The 22,462-nt window shown below is 68.6% G+C and carries 25 protein-coding genes; 21 read left to right on the top strand and 4 right to left on the bottom strand.

The annotated features are described in order from the left end of the window. The first annotated feature begins 13 nt into the window (after positions 1 to 13). From SFC76_RS06875 to SFC76_RS06945, 15 genes are all read left to right on the top strand, one after another. A complete protein-coding gene (locus SFC76_RS06875; protein ID WP_322848748.1) occupies positions 14 to 217 on the top strand; it encodes a YnbE family lipoprotein in 204 nt (67 codons plus the stop codon). 1 nt (position 218) lies between these two features. Then, on the top strand, positions 219 to 590 hold the full coding sequence (locus tag SFC76_RS06880) for a YdbL family protein (protein WP_322848749.1): 372 nt from the start codon (positions 219 to 221) through the stop codon (positions 588 to 590). A gap of 254 nt (positions 591 to 844) precedes the next feature. Then, positions 845 to 1,165: an AtpZ/AtpI family protein gene (locus SFC76_RS06885; RefSeq protein WP_322848750.1), complete on the top strand. Its 321-nt coding sequence runs from the start codon at positions 845 to 847 to the stop codon at positions 1,163 to 1,165. A 36-nt stretch (positions 1,166 to 1,201) separates the two neighbouring features. Further along, positions 1,202 to 1,993, top strand: coding sequence for a F0F1 ATP synthase subunit A (locus SFC76_RS06890; RefSeq protein ID WP_322848751.1), 792 nt, complete (start codon positions 1,202 to 1,204; stop codon positions 1,991 to 1,993). Between the two features lie 42 nt (positions 1,994 to 2,035). Then, a complete protein-coding gene (locus SFC76_RS06895; RefSeq protein ID WP_038662560.1) occupies positions 2,036 to 2,263 on the top strand; it encodes a F0F1 ATP synthase subunit C in 228 nt (75 codons plus the stop codon). A 64-nt stretch (positions 2,264 to 2,327) separates the two neighbouring features. Next, positions 2,328 to 2,822 carry an ATPase gene (locus SFC76_RS06900; RefSeq protein WP_322848752.1) on the top strand — a complete coding sequence of 165 codons (495 nt, stop codon included), beginning with the start codon at positions 2,328 to 2,330 and terminating at the stop codon, positions 2,820 to 2,822. After that, positions 2,815 to 3,447, top strand: a complete 633-nt coding sequence (locus tag SFC76_RS06905) for a hypothetical protein (RefSeq protein ID WP_322848753.1) — start codon at positions 2,815 to 2,817, stop codon at positions 3,445 to 3,447. The genes SFC76_RS06900 and SFC76_RS06905 overlap by 8 nt, the downstream gene beginning before the upstream one ends. Before the next feature lie 217 nt (positions 3,448 to 3,664). Beyond that, complete coding sequence (locus SFC76_RS06910) at positions 3,665 to 3,985, top strand: DMT family transporter (RefSeq protein WP_322848754.1); 321 nt, start codon at positions 3,665 to 3,667, stop codon at positions 3,983 to 3,985. A 73-nt stretch (positions 3,986 to 4,058) separates the two neighbouring features. After that, positions 4,059 to 4,478 (top strand): hypothetical protein, encoded by a 420-nt coding sequence (locus SFC76_RS06915; RefSeq protein ID WP_322848755.1) that lies wholly within the window; start codon positions 4,059 to 4,061, stop codon positions 4,476 to 4,478. An 88-nt stretch (positions 4,479 to 4,566) separates the two neighbouring features. Continuing rightward, the gene (uvrC, locus tag SFC76_RS06920; protein ID WP_416222395.1) at positions 4,567 to 6,489 is read left to right on the top strand and encodes an excinuclease ABC subunit UvrC; all 1,923 of its coding nucleotides are present in this window, start codon (positions 4,567 to 4,569) and stop codon (positions 6,487 to 6,489) included. Between the two features lie 42 nt (positions 6,490 to 6,531). After that, positions 6,532 to 7,482 carry a polysaccharide deacetylase gene (locus SFC76_RS06925; protein WP_322848757.1) on the top strand — a complete coding sequence of 317 codons (951 nt, stop codon included), beginning with the start codon at positions 6,532 to 6,534 and terminating at the stop codon, positions 7,480 to 7,482. Further along, positions 7,479 to 8,360, top strand: a complete 882-nt coding sequence (locus SFC76_RS06930) for a GNAT family N-acetyltransferase (protein ID WP_322848758.1) — start codon at positions 7,479 to 7,481, stop codon at positions 8,358 to 8,360. The genes SFC76_RS06925 and SFC76_RS06930 overlap by 4 nt, the downstream gene beginning before the upstream one ends. 54 nt (positions 8,361 to 8,414) lie before the next feature. Beyond that, positions 8,415 to 9,146, top strand: a complete 732-nt coding sequence (gene recO / locus SFC76_RS06935) for a DNA repair protein RecO (protein ID WP_322849085.1) — start codon at positions 8,415 to 8,417, stop codon at positions 9,144 to 9,146. A gap of 28 nt (positions 9,147 to 9,174) precedes the next feature. Beyond that, positions 9,175 to 10,218 (top strand): 3-isopropylmalate dehydrogenase, encoded by a 1,044-nt coding sequence (gene leuB / locus SFC76_RS06940; RefSeq protein ID WP_322848759.1) that lies wholly within the window; start codon positions 9,175 to 9,177, stop codon positions 10,216 to 10,218. Beyond that, positions 10,215 to 11,312, top strand: a complete 1,098-nt coding sequence (locus SFC76_RS06945; RefSeq protein WP_322848760.1) for a glycosyltransferase family 2 protein — start codon at positions 10,215 to 10,217, stop codon at positions 11,310 to 11,312. Before leuB ends, SFC76_RS06945 begins: the two co-directional genes overlap by 4 nt. A gap of 154 nt (positions 11,313 to 11,466) precedes the next feature. Here SFC76_RS06945 and SFC76_RS06950 read toward each other — a convergent pair whose 3' ends face one another. Beyond that, on the bottom strand, positions 11,467 to 12,699 hold the full coding sequence (locus SFC76_RS06950) for a phospholipid carrier-dependent glycosyltransferase (protein ID WP_322848761.1): 1,233 nt from the start codon (positions 12,697 to 12,699) through the stop codon (positions 11,467 to 11,469). A 354-nt stretch (positions 12,700 to 13,053) separates the two neighbouring features. On the opposite strand from SFC76_RS06950, the gene SFC76_RS06955 reads away from it, so the two are divergent. From SFC76_RS06955 to SFC76_RS06970, 4 genes are read left to right on the top strand one after another with little or no spacing between them, the layout of a single operon-like run. Beyond that, positions 13,054 to 14,259, top strand: coding sequence for a trans-sulfuration enzyme family protein (locus SFC76_RS06955; protein WP_322848762.1), 1,206 nt, complete (start codon positions 13,054 to 13,056; stop codon positions 14,257 to 14,259). Continuing rightward, complete coding sequence (gene apaG, locus SFC76_RS06960; RefSeq protein ID WP_322848763.1) at positions 14,256 to 14,654, top strand: Co2+/Mg2+ efflux protein ApaG; 399 nt, start codon at positions 14,256 to 14,258, stop codon at positions 14,652 to 14,654. Before SFC76_RS06955 ends, apaG begins: the two co-directional genes overlap by 4 nt. Next, positions 14,651 to 15,439, top strand: a complete 789-nt coding sequence (locus tag SFC76_RS06965; protein ID WP_322848764.1) for a LysR family transcriptional regulator — start codon at positions 14,651 to 14,653, stop codon at positions 15,437 to 15,439. Before apaG ends, SFC76_RS06965 begins: the two co-directional genes overlap by 4 nt. Then, positions 15,436 to 15,984 (top strand): GNAT family N-acetyltransferase, encoded by a 549-nt coding sequence (locus tag SFC76_RS06970; RefSeq protein ID WP_322848765.1) that lies wholly within the window; start codon positions 15,436 to 15,438, stop codon positions 15,982 to 15,984. The genes SFC76_RS06965 and SFC76_RS06970 overlap by 4 nt, the downstream gene beginning before the upstream one ends. Here the strand turns inward: SFC76_RS06970 and SFC76_RS06975 are convergent. After that, entirely contained in the window at positions 15,970 to 17,289 is a 1,320-nt protein-coding gene (locus tag SFC76_RS06975; RefSeq protein WP_322848766.1) for a serine hydrolase, read from the bottom strand. The two genes, SFC76_RS06970 and SFC76_RS06975, sit on opposite strands and share 15 nt — an antisense overlap. After that, positions 17,247 to 18,101: an ABC transporter permease gene (locus SFC76_RS06980; RefSeq protein ID WP_322848767.1), complete on the bottom strand. Its 855-nt coding sequence runs from the start codon at positions 18,099 to 18,101 to the stop codon at positions 17,247 to 17,249. The genes SFC76_RS06975 and SFC76_RS06980 overlap by 43 nt, the downstream gene beginning before the upstream one ends. A 64-nt stretch (positions 18,102 to 18,165) precedes the next feature. On the opposite strand from SFC76_RS06980, the gene SFC76_RS06985 reads away from it, so the two are divergent. Beyond that, complete coding sequence (locus tag SFC76_RS06985; protein ID WP_322848768.1) at positions 18,166 to 18,894, top strand: GcrA family cell cycle regulator; 729 nt, start codon at positions 18,166 to 18,168, stop codon at positions 18,892 to 18,894. Between the two features lie 509 nt (positions 18,895 to 19,403). Here SFC76_RS06985 and SFC76_RS06990 read toward each other — a convergent pair. Beyond that, positions 19,404 to 20,240 carry an outer membrane protein gene (locus SFC76_RS06990; protein WP_322848769.1) on the bottom strand — a complete coding sequence of 279 codons (837 nt, stop codon included), beginning with the start codon at positions 20,238 to 20,240 and terminating at the stop codon, positions 19,404 to 19,406. A gap of 188 nt (positions 20,241 to 20,428) precedes the next feature. On the opposite strand from SFC76_RS06990, the gene parE reads away from it, so the two are divergent. Next, on the top strand, positions 20,429 to 22,411 hold the full coding sequence (parE, locus tag SFC76_RS06995) for a DNA topoisomerase IV subunit B (RefSeq protein ID WP_322848770.1): 1,983 nt from the start codon (positions 20,429 to 20,431) through the stop codon (positions 22,409 to 22,411). The last annotated feature ends 51 nt before the right edge of the window (positions 22,412 to 22,462 follow it).

The following is a 22,462-nucleotide window of genomic DNA, read 5'->3' on the forward strand; positions in this document are numbered from 1 at the left end:
AACAGGATTGAAGATGGAGCAGCGAATCACGACCTTGAGACGCAGGACGGGGCTGGCCGCGATCGGTCTGGCGACGACGCTTGGTGGCTGCATCAACGTCTCGGCGCCCGACAAGCCGATCGAGATCAACCTCAACATCAGCGTCACGCAAGAGGTGGTCTATCGTCTCGATGGCGAGGCGAAGTCGCTGATCCAGCAGAATCCGGGGATATTCTGATATGAAGACGAAGCTTTTGATCGTTGCCGGTGCGGTGGCCCTGCTGGGGCTGTCGACGATGGCGATGGCGCAGCGCGACCCGGCCTATGCCGCCGCGCGCGAAGCCAAGCAGGTCGGCGAACAGCCCGACGGCTATCTCGGCGTGGTGAGCGGCGGCGCGTCGGTGCAGGCGCTGGTCCGCGACATCAACATCAAGCGCAAGGCCGCCTATACCGCCAGCGCGCAGGCGAGCGGCGCGACGGTGGAGCAATTCGCCTTCACCAGCGGCTGCAACCTCGTGGCGAAAGTGGGCCGCGGCGAGATGTACAAGACGCCGTCGGGCCAGTGGAAGGAGAATAGCGGCACGCCGGAGCTCGATCCGCGGTGTAAGTAACCCGATTCCTCCCCGCTTGCGGGGAGGGGGACCAGCGAAGCTGGTGGAGGGGGCTCGCCACCAGCGTAGCGCTTGCGGAAGCCCCCCTCCGTCAGCACTGACGTGCTGCCACCTCCCCGTGCCGGGGAGGAATGGTGCGGGAACCAGACGGTTGACACCCCGGCACCCCCCACCTAAACGGACCGGGCCTTGGCGGGATCGCTCGCCCCGCGCGTTTTCTCCCCCGGCTGAACGAAACAGGCGAGGGATGGCGCGTGGCGGACGAGGAACCTGGACGAGACTTCACCAGCGCGGACGATCCGCGGCTTTCCGCGCTCGACGAGCGGCTGAAGGAAGCCCGGCATGCCGAAGCGTTGCGGACGGGGCAGGGGGCGCCGACGGCCGATGCGGGATATTCGCTCGGCAATCGCGTGCTCGCTGCACTCATCGGAAGCCTCGTCGGCAGTGCGCTGATCGGCTGGTGTATCGACCGCTGGTTCGCCACGACGCCCTGGGCGCTGATCGTGATGCTGTTCCTCGGAATCGCCGTCGCGTTCAGGCAGATCATTCGGATTGCAGGCGAACGCCCGGAATAACCGGGCGTTTGTCGTATTAGGGAGCGAACGGGCCAAGTGGCGGCAGAATCGGGCAGCAAGATCGATCCGATGCACCAGTTCCTGATCGAACCTTTGTTCGGTCGGCATTGGGTCGTCGCGGGATACGACATCTCGTTCACCAACTCGGCGTTGTGGATGGTGATCACGCTCGCCAGCCTGTGGCTGTTCATGCTCGGCGGGATGAAGCGCGAGCTCGTCCCCGGCCGCTGGCAGGCGGCGGTCGAGGGCTTCACCGGCTTCGTCTCCAACATGCTGACCTCGAACATCGGGCCGCAGGGCAAGCGCTTCGTGCCCTATGTCTTCTCGCTGTTCATGTTCATCCTGTTCGCCAACATCTGGGGCCTGACCCCGGTCGGCATCGTGCCGGGCTGGCATCCGTTCACCATCACCAGCCACCTCACCGTCACCGGTGTGCTCGCGGTGATCAGCTTCGCGATCGTGCTGATCGTCGGCTTCGGCAAGCACGGCTTCCACTTCTTCAGCCTGTTCGTGCCGCACGGCACGCCGAAGCTGATGATCCCGCTGATCTTCGTCGTCGAGCTGATGAGCTTCCTGGTACGCCCCTTCTCGCTGGGCCTGCGACTGTTCGTCGCGATGACCGCGGGGCATATCCTGCTCAAGGTGCTGGCGGCCTTCGTGATCAGCGGCCTCAACCTCGGCATCGGCTACGGCCTGCTGGTGTCGCTGCCCAGCTTCCTGCTGATGATCGGCATCACGCTGCTCGAGCTGCTGGTCGCCGCCATCCAGGCTTACGTCTTTGCGCTGCTGACGAGCGTCTACCTCAACGACGCCGTCAACCTGCACTGAGTTTTTCGTTCCAACCTACTGAATTGATACGGGAGTTTTGACATGGACGCAGAAGCCGCCAAGATGATCGGTGCCGGTCTGGCCGCGATCGGCATGGGCCTCGCCTCGCTCGGCGTGGGCAACGTGTTCGCCAAGTTCCTCGAGGGTGCGCTGCGCAACCCGGGTGCGGCGGACAGCCAGCAGGGCCGTCTGTTCATCGGTTTCGCGGGCGCCGAGCTGCTCGGCCTGCTCGCCTTCGTGACGATGATCATCCTGCTCTTCGTCGCTTAACATCGGACGTGTTCGCCGGGCGGGTGCGCCCGGCGACTCTTCGAGGTCGCGCAAAAGGTCCTAAATGCCTCAGATTTCGCAGATCGCTGCTACCTACGCCTCGCAGATCTTCTGGCTGCTCGTCACCTTCGGCATCCTGTATTTCGGGATCGGCAAGGTGATGGTGCCACGGGTCATCGCGACCGTGGACGCGCGTGAAGGCCAGATCGCGGCCGACCTCGCCGCGGCCGAACAGGCCCGTCTCGCCGCCGACCAGGTCGAAGCGGCGTGGCGCCTGAAGATGGACGAGGCACGCGCCGCGGCGCTCGCCGAAACCACCGCCGCCAAGGCGCAGGCCGCCAAGGCATCCGAAAGCCAGATCCGGTCCGCCGATGCGGAACTCGCCGAACGCCTTGCGCATCACGACCTCGCGGTCGGCAATGCCAAGTCGCAGGCGATGCTCAATCTCCAGGCGGTTGCGGCTGAAGTTGCGCAGGATCTGGTCGCCAAGGTGTCGGGCCTGACCGTCAGCATCGATGCCGCCGCGGATGCGGTGCGCCGGAGCAATGCGCATGGCTAATCCCGCCAGCAGTCTCGTCGCCGCCAATCTGTCGGATGCGGCATCGTCCGAAGCGATGCAGCCGCAGAACGTGCGGGACGGCAGCCAATTGACCGCCAACGTCTCCGAACCCGGTGCCGAGCACGTCGCCGAGGCGACCGCGCTGGGCTTCAACACCACCGGCTGGGTCGGCATCGCTGCCTTGGTCGTGCTGATCGGCATGCTGATCGTCAAGGTGCCGGCGAAGATCGCCGCGAGCCTCGACAAGCAGATCGCCGCGGTCCGCCAGCAGCTCGACGAGGCCAAGAAGCTGCGCGCCGAGGCCGAGGTGCTGCGCAACGAATATGAGGCGAAGGCCAAGGCGGCCGAGGCGGATGCGGTGACGATGCGTCATCACGCGCAGCAGGAAGCCAATCAGATCATCGCCAAGGCGAAGCACGATGCGGAGGAGCTGATGGCCCGCCGCACCAAGCGCGCCGAGGACAAGATCGCCGCCGCCGAGCGGACCGCGATCGCCGAAGTCCGCGCGCTGGCGGCCGAGACCGCGGCTAAGGCGGCGGAGGTGCTGATCGCCGAACAGCTCGACGCACAGGCGGACCGCACGATGATCGACCGTTCGATCGCCAGCCTGGGGCGGGTGAACTAAAGACCAGTCCTCCCCGCTCGCGGGGAGGGGGACCGCCCGCGCCAGCGGGTGGTGGAGGGGGTTCCCCACGCGCACAGCGCTTGTCGAAGCCCCCCTCCGTCAGCGCTGACGCGCTGCCACCTCCCCGTGCCGGGGAGGATTGATATCTCCGACGCGCGTCTCTTCCCGGGTTTCCGGCGCCGTCCTGCATTTACGAGCCCGTACAGGAGTAACATCCATGTCGTGGCTCATCCTGGGCATCGCCGTGTTCACCGAAATCTGCTGGGCGCTCAGCCTCAAATGGGCGGCGACCGCCGCGACGTGGCAGGCGTCGAGCGTCCCGATCATCCTGTCCTTCGTCAACATGGGGCTGCTCGCGCTGGCGATGCGCGGCCTGCCCGCCGGCACCGCTTATGCGGTGTGGACGGGCTGCGGCGCAGTGGGCGTCATCATCGGCGGCGTCCTGCTGTTCGGCGACAAGGTCGGCGTGGTGCAGGCGTGTTTCATGGCGCTGACCGTCATCGGCATCGTCGGCACCAAGATGTTCGCGCAGGCCTGACCCTTTCGCGGCGGCGCGAGGCTGCTACAAGGCCGGGTCGCGCGCCGGTGCGCGGCCGTGTCGAGGTGGCCCGATGTCGATCCTTTTCGCTGCGCTGATGGTCGCGCAATCCTCGCCGGCGTCGCAAGCCGCGGACAAATTCGCGCTCGACCTACCCGCGGAGGGTACGCCGGCCGCGCCGGCAGACCCGGTAGCGCCCGTTGCCGCGGCGACTCCGGCGGCGGGCGGCTATTCGCTCGATACGCCGATCGCGGACCTGATCGCCGAGCCGCGCGCGAAGGCGATCCTCGACCGCGACATGCCGGGGATGAGCGACGATCCCAATCTGCCGAAGTTTCAGGCGCTGTCGCTGCGCAAGCTCGCACCGCTCAGCGGCGGGCAGATGACCCCGGCCCTGCTCGCGAAGGTGGGCGCCGATCTCGCGGCGATCGACGGGACGGCGGCACCGGTGAAGAAGGTCGAGAGCCGACGCGCGCTGCCATCGGGGCGGTAATCCCGATTCCTCCCCCGCAAGGGAGAGGAATTTGCCGCCTCGTCGCAACCCTCTAGCCCCGCACCGCCGCGACTCCTACATGCCGCTCATGTCCGGTTACGGTCCTCCCGATCGATTCAACGAAGAGCGCGCCACTTTCACCGTCCGCGGGTCCGATACGCCGGATCTGGACGCGGGGATCGCCGCGATCCGCAACGTGCTCGCGACGCTGCCGAGCCGCTCGGGCGTGTATCGCATGCAGGATGCCAAGGGCGACGTGCTCTATGTCGGCAAGGCGCGGTCGCTCAAGCAGCGCGTCGCCAATTATACGCAGGTCAAGGGGCTGACCAAGCGGCTGCAGCGGATGATTGCGCAGACGCGGTCGATGACGATCGTCACCACCAACAACGAGGCGGAAGCGCTGCTGCTCGAGGCGCAGCTCATCAAACGCTATCGCCCCGCGTATAACGTGCTGCTGCGCGACGATAAGTCGTTCCCGTTCATCCTGCTGCGCGGCGACCACGAATTTCCGCGCGTCCAGAAGCATCGCGGTGCGCGGCGCGCGCCGGGCAATTACTACGGCCCGTTCGCCAGCGCGGGCAGCGTCAACAACACGCTCAACGCGTTGCAGAAACTGTTCCTGCTGCGCTCGTGCACCGATGGCTTCTTCAAGACGCGCGACCGGCCGTGCCTGCTCTATCAGATCAAGCGCTGTTCGGCGCCGTGCGTCGGCCGCGTCAGCAAGGCGGATTATCAGGAACTGGTCGACGATTGCCGCGACTTCCTCGGCGGCAAGTCGACCAAGGTGCAGGCCAAGCTCGGCGTGCAGATGCAGGCGGCGGCGGAGAATATGGATTTCGAGCTGGCCGCGCTGCTACGCGACCGGCTGAAGGCGCTCACCTTCGTCCAGGGCTCGCAGGCGATCAATGCGGAAGGGGTCGGCGATGCCGACGTCTTCGCGCTCGCCTGCAAGGACGGGACGATGGGCATCCAGGCGTTCTTCATCCGCGGCGGCCAGAATTGGGGCCATCGCAGCTTCTTCCCGCAGCATACCAACGAGGTGCCGGAAGAGGAGGTGCTGACCAGCTTCCTGACCCAATTCTACGAAGAGGTGCCGCCGCCCAAGACGATCCTGCTCGACCGCGAGCTGGGCGAGGGTGCGCTGCTCGGCGAGGCGCTCGGCGAGCGTGCCGGCTACAAGGTCGCGTTGTCGGTGCCGCAGCGCGGCGACCGGCGGCGGCTGATGGAGCAGGCCAAGCGCAACGCGATCGAGGCGCTCGAACGGCGGCTGGCGGAGAGCACGACGCAGGCGCGGCTGCTGCGCGAGGTCGCCGATCTGTTCGACCTGCCCGAGCCGCCCGACCGGATCGAGGTCTACGACAACAGCCATATCCAGGGCACCAACGCGCTGGGTGCGATGGTCGTCGCCGGGCCGGAGGGCTTCCGCAAGGGCCAGTATCGCAAGTTCAACATCAAGGGCAACGAGGCGGCGACCGACAGCGACGTCGGCATGATGCGCGAAGTGTTCCGCCGCCGCTTCGCGCGCCAGCTCGACGAGGCCCCCGATCGCGACGACGGCACGTGGCCCGACCTCGTCCTGATCGACGGCGGCAAGCCGCAGCTCAATGCGGCCAAGGCGGTGCTCGAGGATCTCGGCATCGAGGACGTGTGCATGGTCGGCGTCGCCAAGGGACCGCACCACGGCCGCGACGGGCGCGAGGTGTTCCACATGCTCGACGGGCGCGAATTCCAGTTGCCGGTCAACGCGCCGGTGCTCTTCTACCTTCAGCGGCTGCGCGACGAGGTGCACCGGTTCGCGATCGGCGCGCATCGCGACAAGCGCTCCAAGGCAATCGGTGCGAGTCCGCTGGACGAGGTGCCCGGCATCGGCCCGGCGCGCAAGAAGGCGCTGCTGATGCATTTCGGCACCGGCCGCGCGGTGCGCAACGCGAGCCTGGAGGACCTCAAGAAGGCACCCGGCGTATCGGCCGGCGTCGCGCAGCAGGTGTACGACTTTTACCACGCGCGGTGATGGCCCTACCAATTGTTCACGTCCCTGCCGTATGGCCGGGCCATGGCGACCCGCGTCTTCCTCACGATCGACACCGAATTCGCCTGGCGGCATCATGCTGCCGGGCTCGACGTCGAGACGATCTATGCGCGGTCGATCGAACCCGCCGGGGTGGGGCTGAGCTATCAGCTCGATCTGCTCGCCGAGCACGGGTTGAAGGCGTGCTTCTTCGTCGATCCGATGCCGGCGCTGATCTTCGGCCTTTCGCCGGTCAAGCGGATGGTCGATACCATCCTGGCCGCGGGGCAGGAGGTGCAGCTTCATCTCCACCCCAATTGGACCGCGGCGCGGGTCGGTGATCGCGGCGCGCATTACGCCCGTTTCCAGCTGCACGAATATACGCTGGGCGAGCAGCGCGACCTGCTGCGCGGCGCGGTCGAACTGCTGGTCGCGGCAGGAGCGCCGGCGCCGATCGCGTTCCGCGCCGGCGGCTATGCGGCGAACGAGGATACGCTGATCGCGCTCGCCGAACTCGGCTTCGCCTATGACAGCAGCCACAATGGCGCCGAGGCGGCGGAGAGCCGGATCGCGCTGCCGCCCGCCCAGATCGCGCCGATCGACCATCATCTGATCGAGGTGCCGGTGACGGTGATCGAGGATGCGCCGGGCATGTGGCGCACCTTCCAATTGTGCGCGCTGTCGGGGGCGGAGACCGCGGCGGCGCTCGATCATGCCGCGGCGGAGGGCCATGCCGCGGTGACGATCGTCAGCCATGGCTTCGAACTCGCCAACCGTCTCGGCACCCGCGCCAACGGCGTCCACGTCCGGCGTTTCGATACCTTGTGCCGGCTGCTGGCCTTGCGCACCGACGCGCTGCCGACGGTGCATTTCGCCGATCGTCCCCCGCTCACGCTGGGGCAGGACGATCGCCCGCTCGGCGCCAATGCGCTGCGCCGGCGCTTGCGGCAGGCCGAGCAGCTCTGGTCGAACTGGGTCGCGGAACGCGGCGTATGACGGCGGTGGCGCTCAAGTTCCAGGTCGGGGCGCGGACATTGGCGGTGGTGCGGCGACGGCTGGTGCGGGTGGCGCTGTCGCTCGACGCGGTGCTGGCGGGGCAGGTGCCGGTGCTGCCGGAAACCGATGGCGACGGCTATCTGATCACCTCGCTGCCCGCATCGCTCGCCGGAGCGGTGGAGCGCGGCGGCCGGGTCGCGATGGAGCGCCAGCGCTACACGCGCTTCTACACCGATCTCAGCATCGGCCACGATGCGTGGATCGCGGGCCTGTCGAGCTCGGCGCGCTCGACGCTGAAGCGCAAGACCCGGAAGATCGAGGCGGCGGGGCTGGCGATCCACGCCTATCGGACCGCGGCGGAGTTCGCCGCTTTCTACCCGCTGGCACGGACGGTGTCGGCGACGACCTATCAGGAACGGTTGCTCGACGCCGGCCTGCCCGAAGATGCGGCGTCGGTGGCGCATCTGTCGGCGCTGGCGGCGGCGGACGAATTACGTGCCTGGCTGCTGCTGATCGGCGGGACACCGGTCGCCTATCTCTGCTGCACCGCGCAGGGGACCGCGTTGCGCTACGATCATGTCGGCCATGATCCGGCGTGGAGCGAGCTGTCGCCCGGTACGGTGCTGCATGCGGCGGCGATGCGCGATCTGTTCGAGGACCGGTTCGCGCGCTTCGACTTCACCGAGGGGGAAGGGCAGCACAAGCGGCAGTTCGCGACGGACGGGGTGGCGTGCGTCGATCTGCTGTTGCTGCGTCCGACGCTCGCGAACCGGGCGACGCTGGCGGCGCTGGCGGGGTTCGACGGGATGATGGCGCGGGCGAAACGCGCGGCTGGGCATCCGCGGGTGGCGGCGCTGGCGAAGAGGGTGCGGCGGTAGCGTGCCGCCGGTCCTGCCTCTGGCGGGAAAGGGCCGGGGGGCTATATCCCCATGATGTATCTGCGCGCCGAAGCCATCGTTCTCGCGATCCGCGCGCATGGCGAGCATGGCGCGGTGGTGCGCGCGCTGACCCGCGGCGACGGCGTCCAGCCGGGCTATGTCCGCGGCGGCCGGTCGCGGCATCTGCGCCCCGTGCTGCAGCCGGCCAATGCGATCGCCGGCGAATGGCGCGCGCGCACCGGCGAACAGCTCGCCGCGCTCACCGTCGAGCCGCTGCACAGCCGCGCGGCGTTGCACGGCGAGCCCTTGCCCGCCGCGGCGCTCGCCTGGGTCACCGCCTTGACCGCAACGGCGTTGCCCGAGGCGCAACCCTATCCGCGGCTCTACGACGCGCTCGGCGCGGTGCTCGACGCGGTCGAGGCGGCGCCGGCGGCGCGCGGCTGGGCGACCGCGCTCGTCCGCTACGAATTGCTGCTGCTCGCCGAACTCGGGTTCGGGCTCGATCTCACCGCCTGCGTCGTCACCGGCGGCGAGCATGATCTCGGCTTCGTCTCCCCCCGCAGCGGCGGTGCGGTCAGCCGTGGTGCGGCTTACGGTTACGAGCAACGGCTGTTCGCGCTGCCCGCCTTCCTGACCGAAGGCGGCGCGGCGGACTGGCCCGATATCCTCTCGGGGCTCGCGATCACCGGCCATTTCCTCGCGCGCGATCTGCTCACCGATCGCCGCGCCGATCCGCTTGTCGCGCGCGAACGGCTGGTCGCGATGCTGAAAAGGGCCGTTGCGTGAAGCACGGCGGCGCGGCTAGGCAGCGGCCATGGCATTGATCGCACTCCTGCCGGGCGACGGCATCGGCCCCGAGGTCATCACCCAGGCGCGCCGCGTGCTCGACGCGCTCGATCTCGACCTGACCTATGAGGAGGCACTGGTCGGCGGCGTCGCCTATCATAGCGTCGGCCATCCGCTGCCCGAGGCGACGCTGGACCTTGCCCGGCGAGCGGATGCCTTGCTGTTCGGCGCGGTCGGCGATCCGCGCTGCGACTCGCTCGAACGCGCGCTGCGCCCCGAACAGGCGATCCTCGGCCTGCGCAAGCATCTGTCGCTCTTCTCCAACCTCCGCCCCGCGACCCTGTTCGAAGGGCTGGAGGACGCCTCCGCGCTCAAACCCGAGGTGGCGCGCCAGATCGACCTCGTCATCGTCCGCGAACTCAACGGCGACGTCTATTTCGGCGAGAAGGGCCGCCGCACCACCGCCGCGGGTCATCGCGAAGGCTATGACATCATGAGCTACGACGAAACCGAGGTGCGGCGCATCGCCCGCGTCGGGTTCGAGACGGCGCGCAAGCGGCGCGGCCAGCTCTGCTCGGTCGACAAGGCGAACGTGCTCGAAACCTCGCAATTGTGGCGCGACGTGGTGATCGAAGAGTCGGCGGACTATCCCGACGTGACGCTGACCCATATGTACGTCGACAATGCCGCGATGCAGCTCGTGCGCAATCCCGGCCAGTTCGACGTGATCGTCACGGGCAATCTGTTCGGCGACATCCTGTCGGATCAGGCATCGATGTGCGCCGGCTCGATCGGCATGCTGCCCTCGGCGAGCCTCGATGATGCGGGCAAGGGGCTGTACGAGCCGATCCACGGCTCGGCGCCCGATATCGCCGGACAGGGCAAGGCCAACCCTTGCGCCGCGATCCTGTCGGCGGCGATGATGCTGCGCCATTCGCTCGGGAACGGCGCGGCGGCGGACCGGATCGAGGCGGCGGTGGCGCAGGCGATCCGCGGCGGCGCGCGCACCGCCGATCTCGGCGGCACGATGAGCACCTCCGCGATGGGGGACGCCGTCCTCGCCGTCCTGTGAGCGCGCTGCTCGAGATCGCGGTCGTCATCCCGACGTTCAACGAACGCGCCAACGTGCCGACGCTGATCGCCCGGCTCGATCAGGCGCTGACCGGGCGGCGCTGGGAGGCGATCTTCGTCGACGACGACAGCCCCGACGGTACCGCCGAAGCGGCACGCGAACTCGGCCGGGTCGATACGCGGGTGCGGGTGATCCACCGCATCGGCCGGCGCGGCCTGTCCTCGGCGTGTATCGAGGGGATGTGCGCGACTGCCGCGCCGGTGGTGGCGGTGATCGACGGTGATCTGCAGCATGACGAGACGTTGCTGCCCAAAATGCTCGACCTGTTGCAGGCGGATGCCGACCTCGACGTGGTGGTCGGTTCGCGCTTCGTCGACGGCGGCGGGACCGGCGACTGGGACCGCGACCGCGTCGCCAAATCGGCGTTCGCGACGCGCCTGTCGCGCCGGGTGCTCAAGGGCGACCTCAGCGATCCGATGAGCGGCTTCTTCGCGATCCGCACCGCGCATGCGCGGCGGCTCGCGCCGGAATTGTCGGCGATCGGCTTCAAGATCCTGCTCGACCTGATGACCGCCAGCGCCGAGCCGCTGCGCTTCGCCGAACTGCCCTATACCTTTCGGGTACGGACCGAGGGCGAGTCGAAGCTCGATCACGTCGTCGCGATGGAATATCTGATCGCGCTCTACGACCGGATGTTCGGGCGGTTCGTGCCGGTGCGCTTCGCGATGTTCTCGTGCATCGGCGTGCTCGGCGTCGGCGTGCATATGGGGGTGCTCGGCGTCGCGATGCTGTTCGGCGCGGCCTTCCTCGGCGCGCAGATCCTCGGCGCGCTGGCGGCGATGACGTTCAACTTCGCGCTCAACAACGCGCTGACCTATCGCGATCGGCGACTGAAGGGCATGCGGCAATGGCTCGACGGCTGGGTGTCGTTCTGCGTCGTCTGTTCGGTCGGGCTGGTCGCGAACGTCGGGATCGCGGCGTTCGTCCACGACGTCCACAACGAGGGCGCGGCGGCGTCCGCGTTGCTCGGGATTCTGGTCGGCGCGGTGTGGAATTACGCGCTGTCGTCGAAATTCGTGTGGGGCCGGTATTAAGTGACTTATTCCTCCCTCGCTTTAGCGGGGGAGGGGGACCGCCCGGCGCAGCCGGGTGGTGGAGGGGGCGTCTCCACGAATGACGAATCCTGCCGTATCCTCCCCCTCCGTCATGCCTTCGGAAAATCCCTGGCGGGGGAGGAATACCGCGCGCCTAAACCCAGCTCTTGAACCACATCCAGCCATGGAACGACCCCGGCCCGCGCAGTGCCGCGGCGGACAGGATCGGGTGGAAGTGGATGAACAGCACCGCGCTCGCGGCGAGGAACGCCTCGTCCCAATTGCGCAGGCGTTGCCGCCAATGGTCGAACGTCGCGGCGATGACCAGCGCCAGCCAGATGCTCGACAGATAGTAATAATAATAGAAGCCCAGCGACTTGGGGATGATCGCCCACATCGCCACGCTGGCGATCCATAGCAGGGCGACACCACCGGTCCGCGAATTGCCGTCGCGCACCCACGCCGCGATCCCGGCGACCACCGCGACCAGCCCGCCCCACATCACCACCGGATTGCCGAGCATCAGGATGCCGCGCTGCGCGCCGTCGGCGGGCTCGTAGAAATACCAGACCGGCCGCCAGTCGAACGGCCACGTCCACCAGCTCGACTGATAGGTGTGCGGCGGCAGCACCTGCGTCTGCTGGCGGTACATGTCGAGCTGGAAGGGGAGCAGTCGCGCGAGCGTCAGCGGCTGGTCGGCATAGAGGAAGGCAGGCCAGAAGGTGGCGAAATAGGCGAGCATCGCCACGCCGCCGAGCAGGACGAGCGCGACCAGCGGGTGAAGGCCGGGCCAAAGGTCCGGCCGGCGCCGGCGCGCGACGAGATAGGTCGCGCCGGCGAAACCCAGATACGGCAGCGCGGTCCATTTCGTGCCGACCGCCAGGCCGAGCAGCAAGGCGCCGAGCAGCCACCGCCACCAGACCGCCGCGCCGCGCGCGCGCATCGCCCAAAGCAGCGCGGCGAACCCGGTGACGACGAACGCCGCCATGAACCCGTCGAGCATCGCGATCCGCGCCTGCACGAAGACGGTGAAGTTGAGCAACGTCAGCACCGCGCCGATGCTCGCGGTGCGCACCCGGCCGAAGATCAGCCAGAGGATCGCGAACACCCCCATCACCACCGCGCTCGCCGCGACGGTCGACAGCGCGCGCCAGCCGAGCGGGCCGTCGCCGAAGATCGTCATGCCGAGCGCGATCAGCGTCTTGCCGAGCAAGGGATGTTCGATGTTCACCGGCCCGACGAGCCCGCGCAGCATCCGCGCGGCGGGGACGTAATGGACCTCGTCGAAGACGAGCACGTGCGGCGTGGTCAGCCGCCAGCAGAACAATATTTGCGCGACGAGGCCGATGGCGAGCGCGGCGGGGAGGGGGCGGGAGAGGAGGCGCACCCCGTCTTGTCTTCGCGGCGGCGGGCCTTGGCAAGCGCCTCGACGCGCCCGCATGCCGGCATGGTCGCGGCCTGTTGGACGATGCCGTCTCTATCCCGCTGATCGGGAACGGCGAATTGCCCCGGTCTGTCCTACCTGGCGGCATAGGGATAGGGCTGGGGCATCGCATCGCTCTTTCTCATTGCTGCATGACCTGCCGACGTGTGATCCGCGATCGGTGCAGAAATGGAAACGATCAGGGGGTGATCGTTTCCATTAAGGTGTCCATCTTGTCCATGTTGCGCGCGGCGCCGCCGCGGCGTCCCGCGTCGCCAACGCTTGCACCGCCCGCACCCGTCCGGCTAAGCGCATCGCATGAAGCGCAAGGCAGGACAGGACCGCTCGATCACCGCCAATTGGCGTCCGGCGACGCTCGCCATCCGCGGCGGCACCGCGCGCAGCGAATATGGCGAGACCAGCGAGGCGCTGTTCCTGACCTCGGGCTATACCTACGACAAGGCGGCCGATGCCGCGGCGCGTTTTGCCGGCGAGCAGGAGGGGATGACCTATTCCCGCCTGCAGAACCCGACCGTCGAGATGCTCGAACAGCGGATCGCCCTGCTCGAAGGCGCCGAGGCGTGCCGGACGATGGCGACCGGCATGGCGGCGATGACCGCGGCGCTGCTGTGCCAGTTGCAGGCCGGCGATCATCTCGTCGGCGGCCGTGCCGCCTTCGGTTCGTGCCGCTGGCTGACCGACACGTTGCTGCCCAAGTTCGGCATCGCGACGACGCAGGTCGATGCGCGCGATCCGCAGGCGTTCCTCGACGCGGTGCGGCCGGAAACCAAGGTCTTCTTCTTCGAAACGCCCGCCAATCCGACGATGGATATCGTCGATCTGCGCGCGGTGTGCGGCATCGCGCGCGAACGCGGCATCGTCAGCGTCGTCGACAATGCCTTCGCCACCCCGGCGCTCCAGCGGCCGATGGACTTCGGCGCCGACGTCACCGCTTATTCGGCGACCAAGATGATGGACGGGCAGGGCCGCGTGCTCGCCGGCGCGGTGTGCGGCAGCAAGGATTTCATCGACAACACCCTGCTTCCCTTCACCCGCAACACCGGCCCGACGCTGTCGCCGTTCAACGCCTGGGTGGTGCTCAAGGGGCTTGAGACGCTCGACCTGCGCATCCAGCGCCAGTCGCAGAGCGCGGTCACCGTCGGCCGCTTCCTCGAAGGGCGCGTGCCGCGCATCCTCCATCCCGGCCTGCCCAGCCATCCGCAGCACGAACTGGCGATGAGCCAGATGTCGGCGACCGGCCCGATCTTCGCGTTCGAGGTCGCCGATCGCGCACAGGCGCACGGCCTGCTCGATGCGCTGGCGCTGATCGACATCTCGAACAACATCGGCGATTCGCGCTCGCTGATGACGCATCCCGCCTCGACCACGCACGCCGGCGTCGCCGAGGACAAGCGTATCGAAATGGGGATCGGCGAGGGCATGCTGCGCCTCAACGTCGGGCTGGAGGACCCGCAGGACCTGATCGACGACCTCGACCAGGCGCTGCGGCAGGTCGGTCTGTGAAGGAATTCTTCCCGCATGCCGCGACGACCGACGGCGTGACGGTACGCGTCTCGGTGAGCTATCTCCCCGAACAGTCGGAGCCGCGCCGCGGCCGCTGGTTCTGGGCCTATCATATCCGCATCGAGAACGAATCAGCGCGGTCGGTGCAATTGCTGACCCGCCATTGGGTAATCATCGACGGGCGCGGCGCGCGTCATTCGGTCGAGGGCGAGGGCGTCGTCGGCGAACAGCCGCTGATCGCGCCGGGTGCGAGCTTCGATTATGTCTCGGGCTGCCCGTTGCAGACGCCGAGCGGGGCGATGCAGGGCAGCTATCGGATGATCGACGAGGACGGCACCTGCTTCGACGCGGCCATCCCCAAATTCACGCTGCTCGCCTCGGCGGTCGAATCGTGAAGCGCACGCATCTGCCGCTCAACGGGTTGCGCGTGCTCGATGCCGCGGCGCGCCACCTGAGCTTCACCCGCGCCGCCGACGAGCTGGCGGTGACCCCCGCGGCGGTCGGCCAGCAGATCCGCGCGCTGGAGGATACGCTGGGCGTCGTGCTGTTCCGCCGTACCACGCGCGGCCTTGAGCTGACCCCCGAGGCGGAGGCGGGACTCGGCGCGCTGCGCGACGGTTTCCTCCAGTTCGAGGAGGCGGTCCGGGCGATGCAGGCGGGCCAGTCGTCCAAGTCGCTGACCATCGCCGCGCCGCGCGACCTGACCGAGAAATGGCTGATGCCGCGGCTCGCCGAGGTCGCGCAGCGCGACGGTGAGCTGCGCTTCGTGCTGATCGCGGCGGACGATGCGGTCGATTTCACCGAAGCGAACCTCGACCTGGCGATCCGCTGGGGCGAGGGGCCGGGCGAGCATGAGGGCGAGGCGCTGGAGTCGGAGGGCATGGTGACGATCGCCGCGCCCGGTGCGGCGGAGACGCTGATCGCCTGGCCGGGCTGCCCCGGTGGCGAGGGGCATGCGCTGGTCCGCGTCGCCGATGCCGGCCTCGCGATCGATGCGGCGGTGGCGGGGCTCGGCCGCGCGACGGTGTCCGAGCTGCTCGCCGCGCGCGATATCGCCAACGGCAAGGTCGCGGTGGTCGGCGATCCGCAGCCGTCGCGCTTCGGCTATTGGCTGGTCGCGCCGCTGCCGCAATGGCGGCAGGCGAAGGTGCGGGCGCTGGTCGACGCGCTGACCGGGTGAGCGATACGCCGACGCTGACGACGGCGCGGCTGACGCTGCGGCGGTTGACGCCGGACGATGCCGAGGCGCTGTTTCCGGCGATGAGCGACCCCGCGGTGATGCGCTGGTGGTCGCGCGGGCCGTTCGCCGCCGTCGAGGAACTGCGCGGATATTTCGCCGACATGCGAGCCCGGCAGCGCGTCTGGGCGGCGGTGCGGACGGGCGGGAGTGCGGCGATCGGGTTCGTCTATATCGGCGAGAAGCGGCCCGGGGTGGGCGAGATCGGCTATCTCTTCGCGCCGGCGACCTGGGGCAGCGGCGTGGCACGCGAGGCGGTGGAGGCGGTGGTGGCGCAGATGTTCGGCGAGGGCATGCGGCGCATCTTCGCCGACATCGATCCCGATGCCGTCGCCTCGGCGCGCTTGCTGGAGCGGATCGGCTTCACCTGCGAGGGGCGGCTGCGCGGCGAATGGGAGACGCATATCGGGGTCCGCGATACGCTGATCTACGGGATGTTGCGCAGCGAGTGGATCGAGCGCGACGCCGCCCCGTCAGGACGCCAATAGCCCCAGCGTCCGCGTGACCAGCGCCATCAGGCGGGGTTCGTCGACCGCGCCGTCGGCGCTGTGCCAGCTCGCGCAGACCGCGTACCAGCGGCCGGTCTTCGTTTGCGCCAGCACGTTGAGCGCGATGATGCCGGGTTCGGAGCCGCCCTTGAAGCCGACATAGGCGAAGCGCGCGGCGGTTGCGGGATCGACGCCGTGGTTGATCGACAGGATATCGCGCACCACCGGGCCGGCGTCGCGGAGATGGGCGAGCAGGCGCGCCATGTCGCGCGGGGCGGCGAACCATTCGACGGTCTCGCTGGCGAGCGGACCCGAGGAGAACATCAGCGGGTCGAGGCGGGCGGCGTCGAGGCGCGGGGCTTCGGTTTGCAGCAGGGCGCGGCGGCCGGTGGCGTCGCGCCCGATCCAGGCGGCGGTGAGCGTCGGGTCGGCCTTGATCGCGAACGCCTCGCGCGTCGTCAGGACCGGGTCGGTCGCGCCGAAACGTGCCGCCATCGCATCCACCTCGCGGCGGCCGAGCAGGCGGACCAGCGTGTCGGTGGCGGTATTGTCGCTGATCGAGATCATCAGCGTCGCCAGCGTCTGGAGCGTCACCGGCGTGGCGCGCGGCCAGGCCTGGAGGATGCCGGAGGGGAGCGACGGCGGCCCGACCGCCACGACGTCGTCCCAGTGCCGCGTGCCCGCCGCGACCTGCCGCGCCGTCTCGGCGAGGACCCAGAGCTTGAACGCGGAGCCGAGCGGGGCGGGGGTGTCGGCGCGGGTTTCGGCTTGCGGTGCGGGTTGCGGTCCGTCGAGCGCGTAGACGCCGAACTGCGCGATGCCGGGCAAAGCGGCGAGGTCGGCTTGCACCTTGGCGGGCGTGTCGCCGCGCAACTCGGTGCCGGTGATCAGCAGGCCGGCGATCGCATGCGGTGCGGCGGGGTCGAGCGACAGGCGCAGCGACGCGGCGCCGCGGTCATAGTCGATCACCGCCGTCGCCGCCCAGCGGCCGACGGGATCGAGGCGGGTGACCTTCCGCGGTTCGCCGAGCGTCGCGCGCAGTTGCGCGGTGAGGGCGGTCCATTGCGCGGACGGCACCGCATGGCGGAAGGCGGCGGTGAACAGCGCGTCGTAGCCGGGTCGGCCGGCGAGCACCGGGATCAGCGCGGTGGCGCGGGTGCGGACGGCGGGATCGGCCGCCGGTGTCGCGGCCACGGCGGGGGGCGTCTGTGCCGATGCGGCGAGCGGCGTCAGGGCGATCAGCGCCGTCGCCGCCAGCGCGATCAGTTCTTGAGCTTCCAGCCTCGCTTGAGCAGCTGATAGCATAATACCCCCAGTGCGATATCCACCGCGAGGATCGCGATGCTGCCGACCATGATGGGCGAATCGGCGGTCCCGAGGAAGCCGTATCGGAAGCCGGAGATGATGTAGAAGAAGGGATTGGCGTGGCTGAACGCGCGGAAGGCGGGGGCGAGCCGGTCGACCGAGTAGAAGGTGCCCGACAGCAGCGACAGCGGCGCGATGACGAAATTGGTCACCGCGGCGGCATGGTCGAACTTTTCCGCCCAGATCGAGGTGAGCACGCCGAGGAACGACAGGAAGGCGGCGCCGAGCAGGCCGAACCACAGGATCGCCAGCGGGTGCGTCGGGGTGACGTGGACGCCGGGATAGAGCGCCATCGCGCACCAGCAGATGAAGCCGACGATGAACGCCCGCGTCATCGCGCCGCCGACCAGCGCGGCGAGCAATTCCGCCGTCGACAGAGGCGGTTGCAGGTAATCGACGATCGTCCCCTGGATCTTGCCGACGAGCAGCGAGAAGCTGGCGTTGGCGAAGGCGGGGCCCATCATCCCCTGGCTGATGATCAGGCCGGGGGCGATGAAATCGGCGAAGGGGACGGTGACGCCGCCGACCACGACCGGGCTTTTCGCGCCGGTCGCGATGGTGAAGACGATGAGGAACAGCAACGTGGTGATCGCCGGGGCCCACACCGTCTGGAGGTGGACCTTGAAGAACCGGCGCACCTCCTTCACATAGAGGGTCTTCAGGCCGCCCCAGTTCACGTTCCGGATCACCGGGACGCCGGGTGCGGACCGGATTGCCGATTGGATCTCGCCGATTGGGGGCTGGCTGCTCATGGGTGAAGCGGGTAACCGCAGCCGCAGCCGCCCGCAACCCGGCGCAAGTGTAAGGAACGTGATAATGTCCTGGACCGACGAGCGGATCGACACGCTCAAGACGATGTGGGAGGCGGGGCAGACCGCCAGCCAGATCGCCGAGGCGCTGGGCGGCGTCAGCCGCAACGCGGTGATCGGCAAGGCCCATCGCCTGGGCCTCCAGTCGCGCCCGTCGCCGGTGAAGCCGAACGAGCCGGCCGCCGCCGCCCCGGCGCCGGTCGTGCCGCTGCCCGAGGCCGAGCCCGAACCCGCGCCGGCACCGGTGGTCGCCGCGCCGCCGGCCCCGCCGCGCCCGGCGCCCGCGCCGGAGCCGGTCGCCGCCGCGGCCGATCCCGACGAGGACGAGGATGACGCGATCGAGGACGATGCGGACGAGGAGGAAGACGAAGTCGTCGCCGCGCCCAAGCGCGAGCCGCAGCCGATCCTGCGTTCGGTCGGGCCGGGCGGGTTCGTCCGCCAGTCGCCCGGCGAGCAGCAGCCGCCGTCGACCCCGGCGCCGCCGCGCCGGCTGGTGCCCGCCAAGCCGTCGCCCGAGATCGCCGGCAAGACGACGCTGCTCGATCTCAACGACCGGATCTGCAAATGGCCGCTCGGCCATCCCGGCGAGCCGGACTTCCACTTCTGCGGCGACAAGGTGAACCCCGGTTTCCCGTATTGCGTCGCGCATTGCGGCCATGCCTATCAGGCGCAGCTGCCGCGCCGCGACCGCCGTCCGCCGCCGCCGCTGCCGTTCGGCGGCCCGCGCGTGCGCTGACGCATCGCGACTCGGGTGTGAAGGAGGCCGCTTCCCGCGAGGGGGGCGGCCTTTTTCGTGGCCGGGGGGGGCATGGCGCGGGCGCGGTACGTCGCTGCCTCGCCGTGGCTGCGGTTGGACGGGTTATCCACAAAGGCCGTCGCGTCGGACTGGTTCGAGGCCCCTGCAAAGTACCGTGTGTACCCCGGCGCAGGCCGGGGCCCAGTTGGGAAGGCCGTTGTAAGTTATTGCAAAGCTTCACCCAACTGGGCCCCGGCCTGCGCCGGGGTACGTGCTTGGGTGTTGGGCGACATGGACAACATGGACACCTTAACGGAAACGATCCACTTCCATCGTTTCCAAATCTGTCGTGATCGTGGTGCGGCGATGAGAAAGAGCGTCACCACGGGAGATATCACGCGCCCGCCGTGTAGGACAGGCGATCATTCCCTCGCTGCGCCGCGCACGGCAAAAGGGGCCGGCTTACTGCGAAGCCAGCCCCCTTCGGCTGTCGGGCGTGGGCGCCGCGCCTAGAAGCGGAACGCCGCGGTCGCGCGCAGCGAATGCCAGCGGAACTTCTCGTCCGAGCGACGGAAGTCGGTCGAGGTGCCGCCGGCGACCGCGACGAACGGGTTGGTCGCGGGCGCGGTGCCCTGGGTCACGCGGACGCGGGCGTCGTCGTCGTTATACTGGTGATAGGTATATTCCATGCCGATCGAGAAATGCTCGCCGAGCTTCTGCTCGACGCCGCCGCCGCCGACGATGCCGAACTGCTTGCGCTTGCCCGACTGGGCGAAGGCGTTCGCGGTGTTGGTCGAGGTGAAGCTGCGGTCGATATTGGCATAGCCCGGACCGAAGGTGCCGTAGAACAGCGTCGTGCCGGGCGCATAGCCGACGCGGCCGCGGATGCTGGCCTCCCACTTCACTTCGCGGGTCATCACGTAATTGGCCGGCGTGGTCGAGAAGCCGCTGACGCTGTCGGTGATCTCGGTCTTGCCGAATTCGCCGAGCGCACCGATCACGATGTTGCCCGCCTGCGAATCCATGCCGATGCGACCGTAATAGGACCAGCCGTCCTTGTCGTTGGCGCAGCTTGCCGGCAGCGGCGTCGCGGCGCGGGCGCGGCCGTTGCAGAAACCGGGAGCGAAGGCGTTGCCGCCGTTCGCGATCACCGTGTCACCGAAGCTGCCGTTCGAGCCGCGGTCGAACAGGATCGTCGAACCGGTGTCGTTGGGCTGGACGTCATAGCCGCCGGCGGCGCCGACGTAGATGCCCGAGAACGGGGCCGGATCGCCGGCGTCCTGCGCCTGGGCGGCGGTGGCGAAGGTGGCGGCGGCGAGGGCGCCGAGCAGCAGGGTGGTACGCATAGTCTCTCCCGGAGTGTGTGCAGCACCCTAGGAACGTACGGGATGTCGTTGATATGCATCAGCATCTGCATTCACATAAAGTGTGGTTTTCATGCATCAGCGCAGACACATCCGAGCAACATCGCGCGGCCGGGCAGGTGCGGTCCGGCGCTGGTATCGGCGGCGATGTTCCCTTATGGTTCCCGCTGATGGCCCAAGACCTTTTCGCGTCCGCCGCGGCGCCCGACAGCAATTACGACGCGTCTTCGATCGAGGTGCTGGAGGGGCTGGAACCCGTCCGCCGCCGCCCCGGCATGTACGTCGGCGGCACCGACGAGCGCGCGCTGCACCATCTCGCCGCCGAAGTGCTCGACAATGCGATGGACGAGGCGGTCGCCGGCCACGCGACGCGGATCGAGGTGACGCTGGAACCGGGCAACCGGCTGACGATCACCGACAACGGCCGCGGCATTCCGGTCGATCCGCATCCCAAATTCCCCGACAAGAGCGCGCTGGAGGTGATCCTGTCGACGCTCCATTCGGGCGGCAAGTTCGCCGGCAAGGCCTATGCGACCAGCGGCGGCCTGCACGGCGTCGGCGTCTCGGTGGTCAACGCGCTGTCGTCGGATACCGTGGTCGAGGTGGCGCGCGAGCGGCAGCTCTATCGCCAGCGGTTCAGCCGCGGGCTGACGCAGGGGCCGCTGGAGCATGTCGGCGCGGCGCCCAACCGGCGCGGCACCTCGGTCGCCTTCACGCCGGATACCGAGATCTTCGGGCCGGAACTCGCGTTCAAGCCCAAGCGGCTCTACCAGCTCGCGCGGTCCAAGGCGTATCTGTTCGCCGGGGTCGAGATCCGCTGGCATTGCGCGCCCGAGCTGGTCGAGGGGACGGACACGCCGCCCGAGGCGGTGTTCCAGTTTCCCGGCGGGCTGGCCGATCACCTCAAGGAACAGGTGGGAACCCGCGAATGCGCGACGTCGGACTTCTTCGCGGGCAGTCAGGATTTTCCGAGCGAACAGGGGCGCGTCGAATGGGCGGTCGCATGGCCGCTGTGGAGCGACGGCAGCTATAGCTGGTATTGCAACACGATCCCGACCCCCGATGGCGGGACGCACGAACAGGGATTGCGCCAGGCGCTGGTGCGCGGCCTGCGCGCGTTCGGCGACCTGATCCACCAGAAGAAGGCCAAGGAGATCACCGCCGACGACGTGATGGTCGGCAGCGAGCTGATGCTCAGCGTGTTCATCCGCGAACCGCAATTCCAGAGCCAGACCAAGGATCGCCTGACCAGCCCGGAGGCGGCCGGGCTGGTCGAGAAAGCGGTGCGCGACCATTTCGACCATTGGCTCGGCCACAATATGGATCGCGGCAAGGCGCTGCTCGGCTATGTGCTCGAACGGATGGACGAGCGGCTGCGCCGCAAGCAGGAGCGCGAGGTCAAGCGCAAGACGGCGACCAGCGCGCGCAAGCTGCGCCTGCCCGGCAAGCTGACCGATTGCGCCAACGACGGCAACGAGGGCACCGAGCTGTTCATCGTCGAGGGCGATTCGGCGGGCGGCTCGGCGAAACAGGCGCGCGACCGCAAGACGCAGGCGATCCTGCCGATCCGCGGCAAGATCCTCAACGTCGCCAGCGCGACCAGCGCCAAGATCGTCGCCAATCAAGAGATCGCCGATCTGATCCAGGCGCTGGGCTGCGGGACGCGCAAGGATTGCGACGCGAGCCAGCTGCGTTACGAGCGCGTCGTCATCATGACCGACGCCGACGTCGACGGCGCGCATATCGCGACGCTGCTGATGACCTTCTTCTTCCAGGAGATGCCCGATCTGGTGCGGCGCGGGCATCTGTATCTGGCGCAGCCGCCGCTCTATCGGCTGACGGTCGGGGCGAAGTCGCTGTACGCGCGCGACGATGCGCATCGCGCCGAGCTGGAGAAGACCGCGTTCAAGGGCAAGAAGGTCGAGGTGTCGCGGTTCAAGGGGCTCGGCGAGATGAATCCCGGCCAGCTCCGCGAGACGACGATGGACCCCAAGACGCGCGGCATGATCCGCATCACGCTGCCGCAGGAATATGAGGAGCGCGCCGGGGTGAAGGACCTCGTCGACCGGCTGATGGGCAACAATCCGGCGCACCGCTTCGCGTTCATCCAAGAGAATGCGGCGCGGCTGGACGAGGAGGCGATCGACGCCTGATCGGGCGGGCGGACGGATTGGTCGCCCGGTCCACCCGTCGCGTCCGGTGGA

This window comes from Sphingomonas sp. CD22 (genome assembly GCF_034556155.1).
Classification (GTDB): Bacteria; Pseudomonadota; Alphaproteobacteria; order Sphingomonadales; family Sphingomonadaceae; genus Sphingomonas.

Bases quoted from the DNA above. Each gene is read 5' to 3' on its own strand.
- SFC76_RS06915 (WP_322848755.1), top strand. From the start codon at position 4,059: ATGTCGATCCTTTTCGCTGCGCTGATGGTCGCGCAATCCTCGCCGGCG.
- SFC76_RS06880 (WP_322848749.1), top strand. From the start codon at position 219: ATGAAGACGAAGCTTTTGATCGTTGCCGGTGCGGTGGCCCTGCTGGGG.
- SFC76_RS06990 (WP_322848769.1), bottom strand. From the start codon at position 20,240: ATGCGTACCACCCTGCTGCTCGGCGCCCTCGCCGCCGCCACCTTCGCC.
- parE (WP_322848770.1), top strand. From the start codon at position 20,429: ATGGCCCAAGACCTTTTCGCGTCCGCCGCGGCGCCCGACAGCAATTAC.
- SFC76_RS06975 (WP_322848766.1), bottom strand. From the start codon at position 17,289: ATGCTATCAGCTGCTCAAGCGAGGCTGGAAGCTCAAGAACTGATCGCG.
- SFC76_RS06980 (WP_322848767.1), bottom strand. From the start codon at position 18,101: ATGAGCAGCCAGCCCCCAATCGGCGAGATCCAATCGGCAATCCGGTCC.
- SFC76_RS06875 (WP_322848748.1), top strand. From the start codon at position 14: ATGGAGCAGCGAATCACGACCTTGAGACGCAGGACGGGGCTGGCCGCG.
- SFC76_RS06895 (WP_038662560.1), top strand. From the start codon at position 2,036: ATGGACGCAGAAGCCGCCAAGATGATCGGTGCCGGTCTGGCCGCGATC.
- SFC76_RS06925 (WP_322848757.1), top strand. From the start codon at position 6,532: ATGGCGACCCGCGTCTTCCTCACGATCGACACCGAATTCGCCTGGCGG.
- SFC76_RS06910 (WP_322848754.1), top strand. From the start codon at position 3,665: ATGTCGTGGCTCATCCTGGGCATCGCCGTGTTCACCGAAATCTGCTGG.
- SFC76_RS06985 (WP_322848768.1), top strand. From the start codon at position 18,166: ATGTCCTGGACCGACGAGCGGATCGACACGCTCAAGACGATGTGGGAG.
- uvrC (WP_416222395.1), top strand. From the start codon at position 4,567: ATGTCCGGTTACGGTCCTCCCGATCGATTCAACGAAGAGCGCGCCACT.
- SFC76_RS06955 (WP_322848762.1), top strand. From the start codon at position 13,054: ATGAAGCGCAAGGCAGGACAGGACCGCTCGATCACCGCCAATTGGCGT.
- recO (WP_322849085.1), top strand. From the start codon at position 8,415: ATGTATCTGCGCGCCGAAGCCATCGTTCTCGCGATCCGCGCGCATGGC.
- leuB (WP_322848759.1), top strand. From the start codon at position 9,175: ATGGCATTGATCGCACTCCTGCCGGGCGACGGCATCGGCCCCGAGGTC.
- SFC76_RS06930 (WP_322848758.1), top strand. From the start codon at position 7,479: ATGACGGCGGTGGCGCTCAAGTTCCAGGTCGGGGCGCGGACATTGGCG.
- SFC76_RS06900 (WP_322848752.1), top strand. From the start codon at position 2,328: ATGCCTCAGATTTCGCAGATCGCTGCTACCTACGCCTCGCAGATCTTC.
- SFC76_RS06905 (WP_322848753.1), top strand. From the start codon at position 2,815: ATGGCTAATCCCGCCAGCAGTCTCGTCGCCGCCAATCTGTCGGATGCG.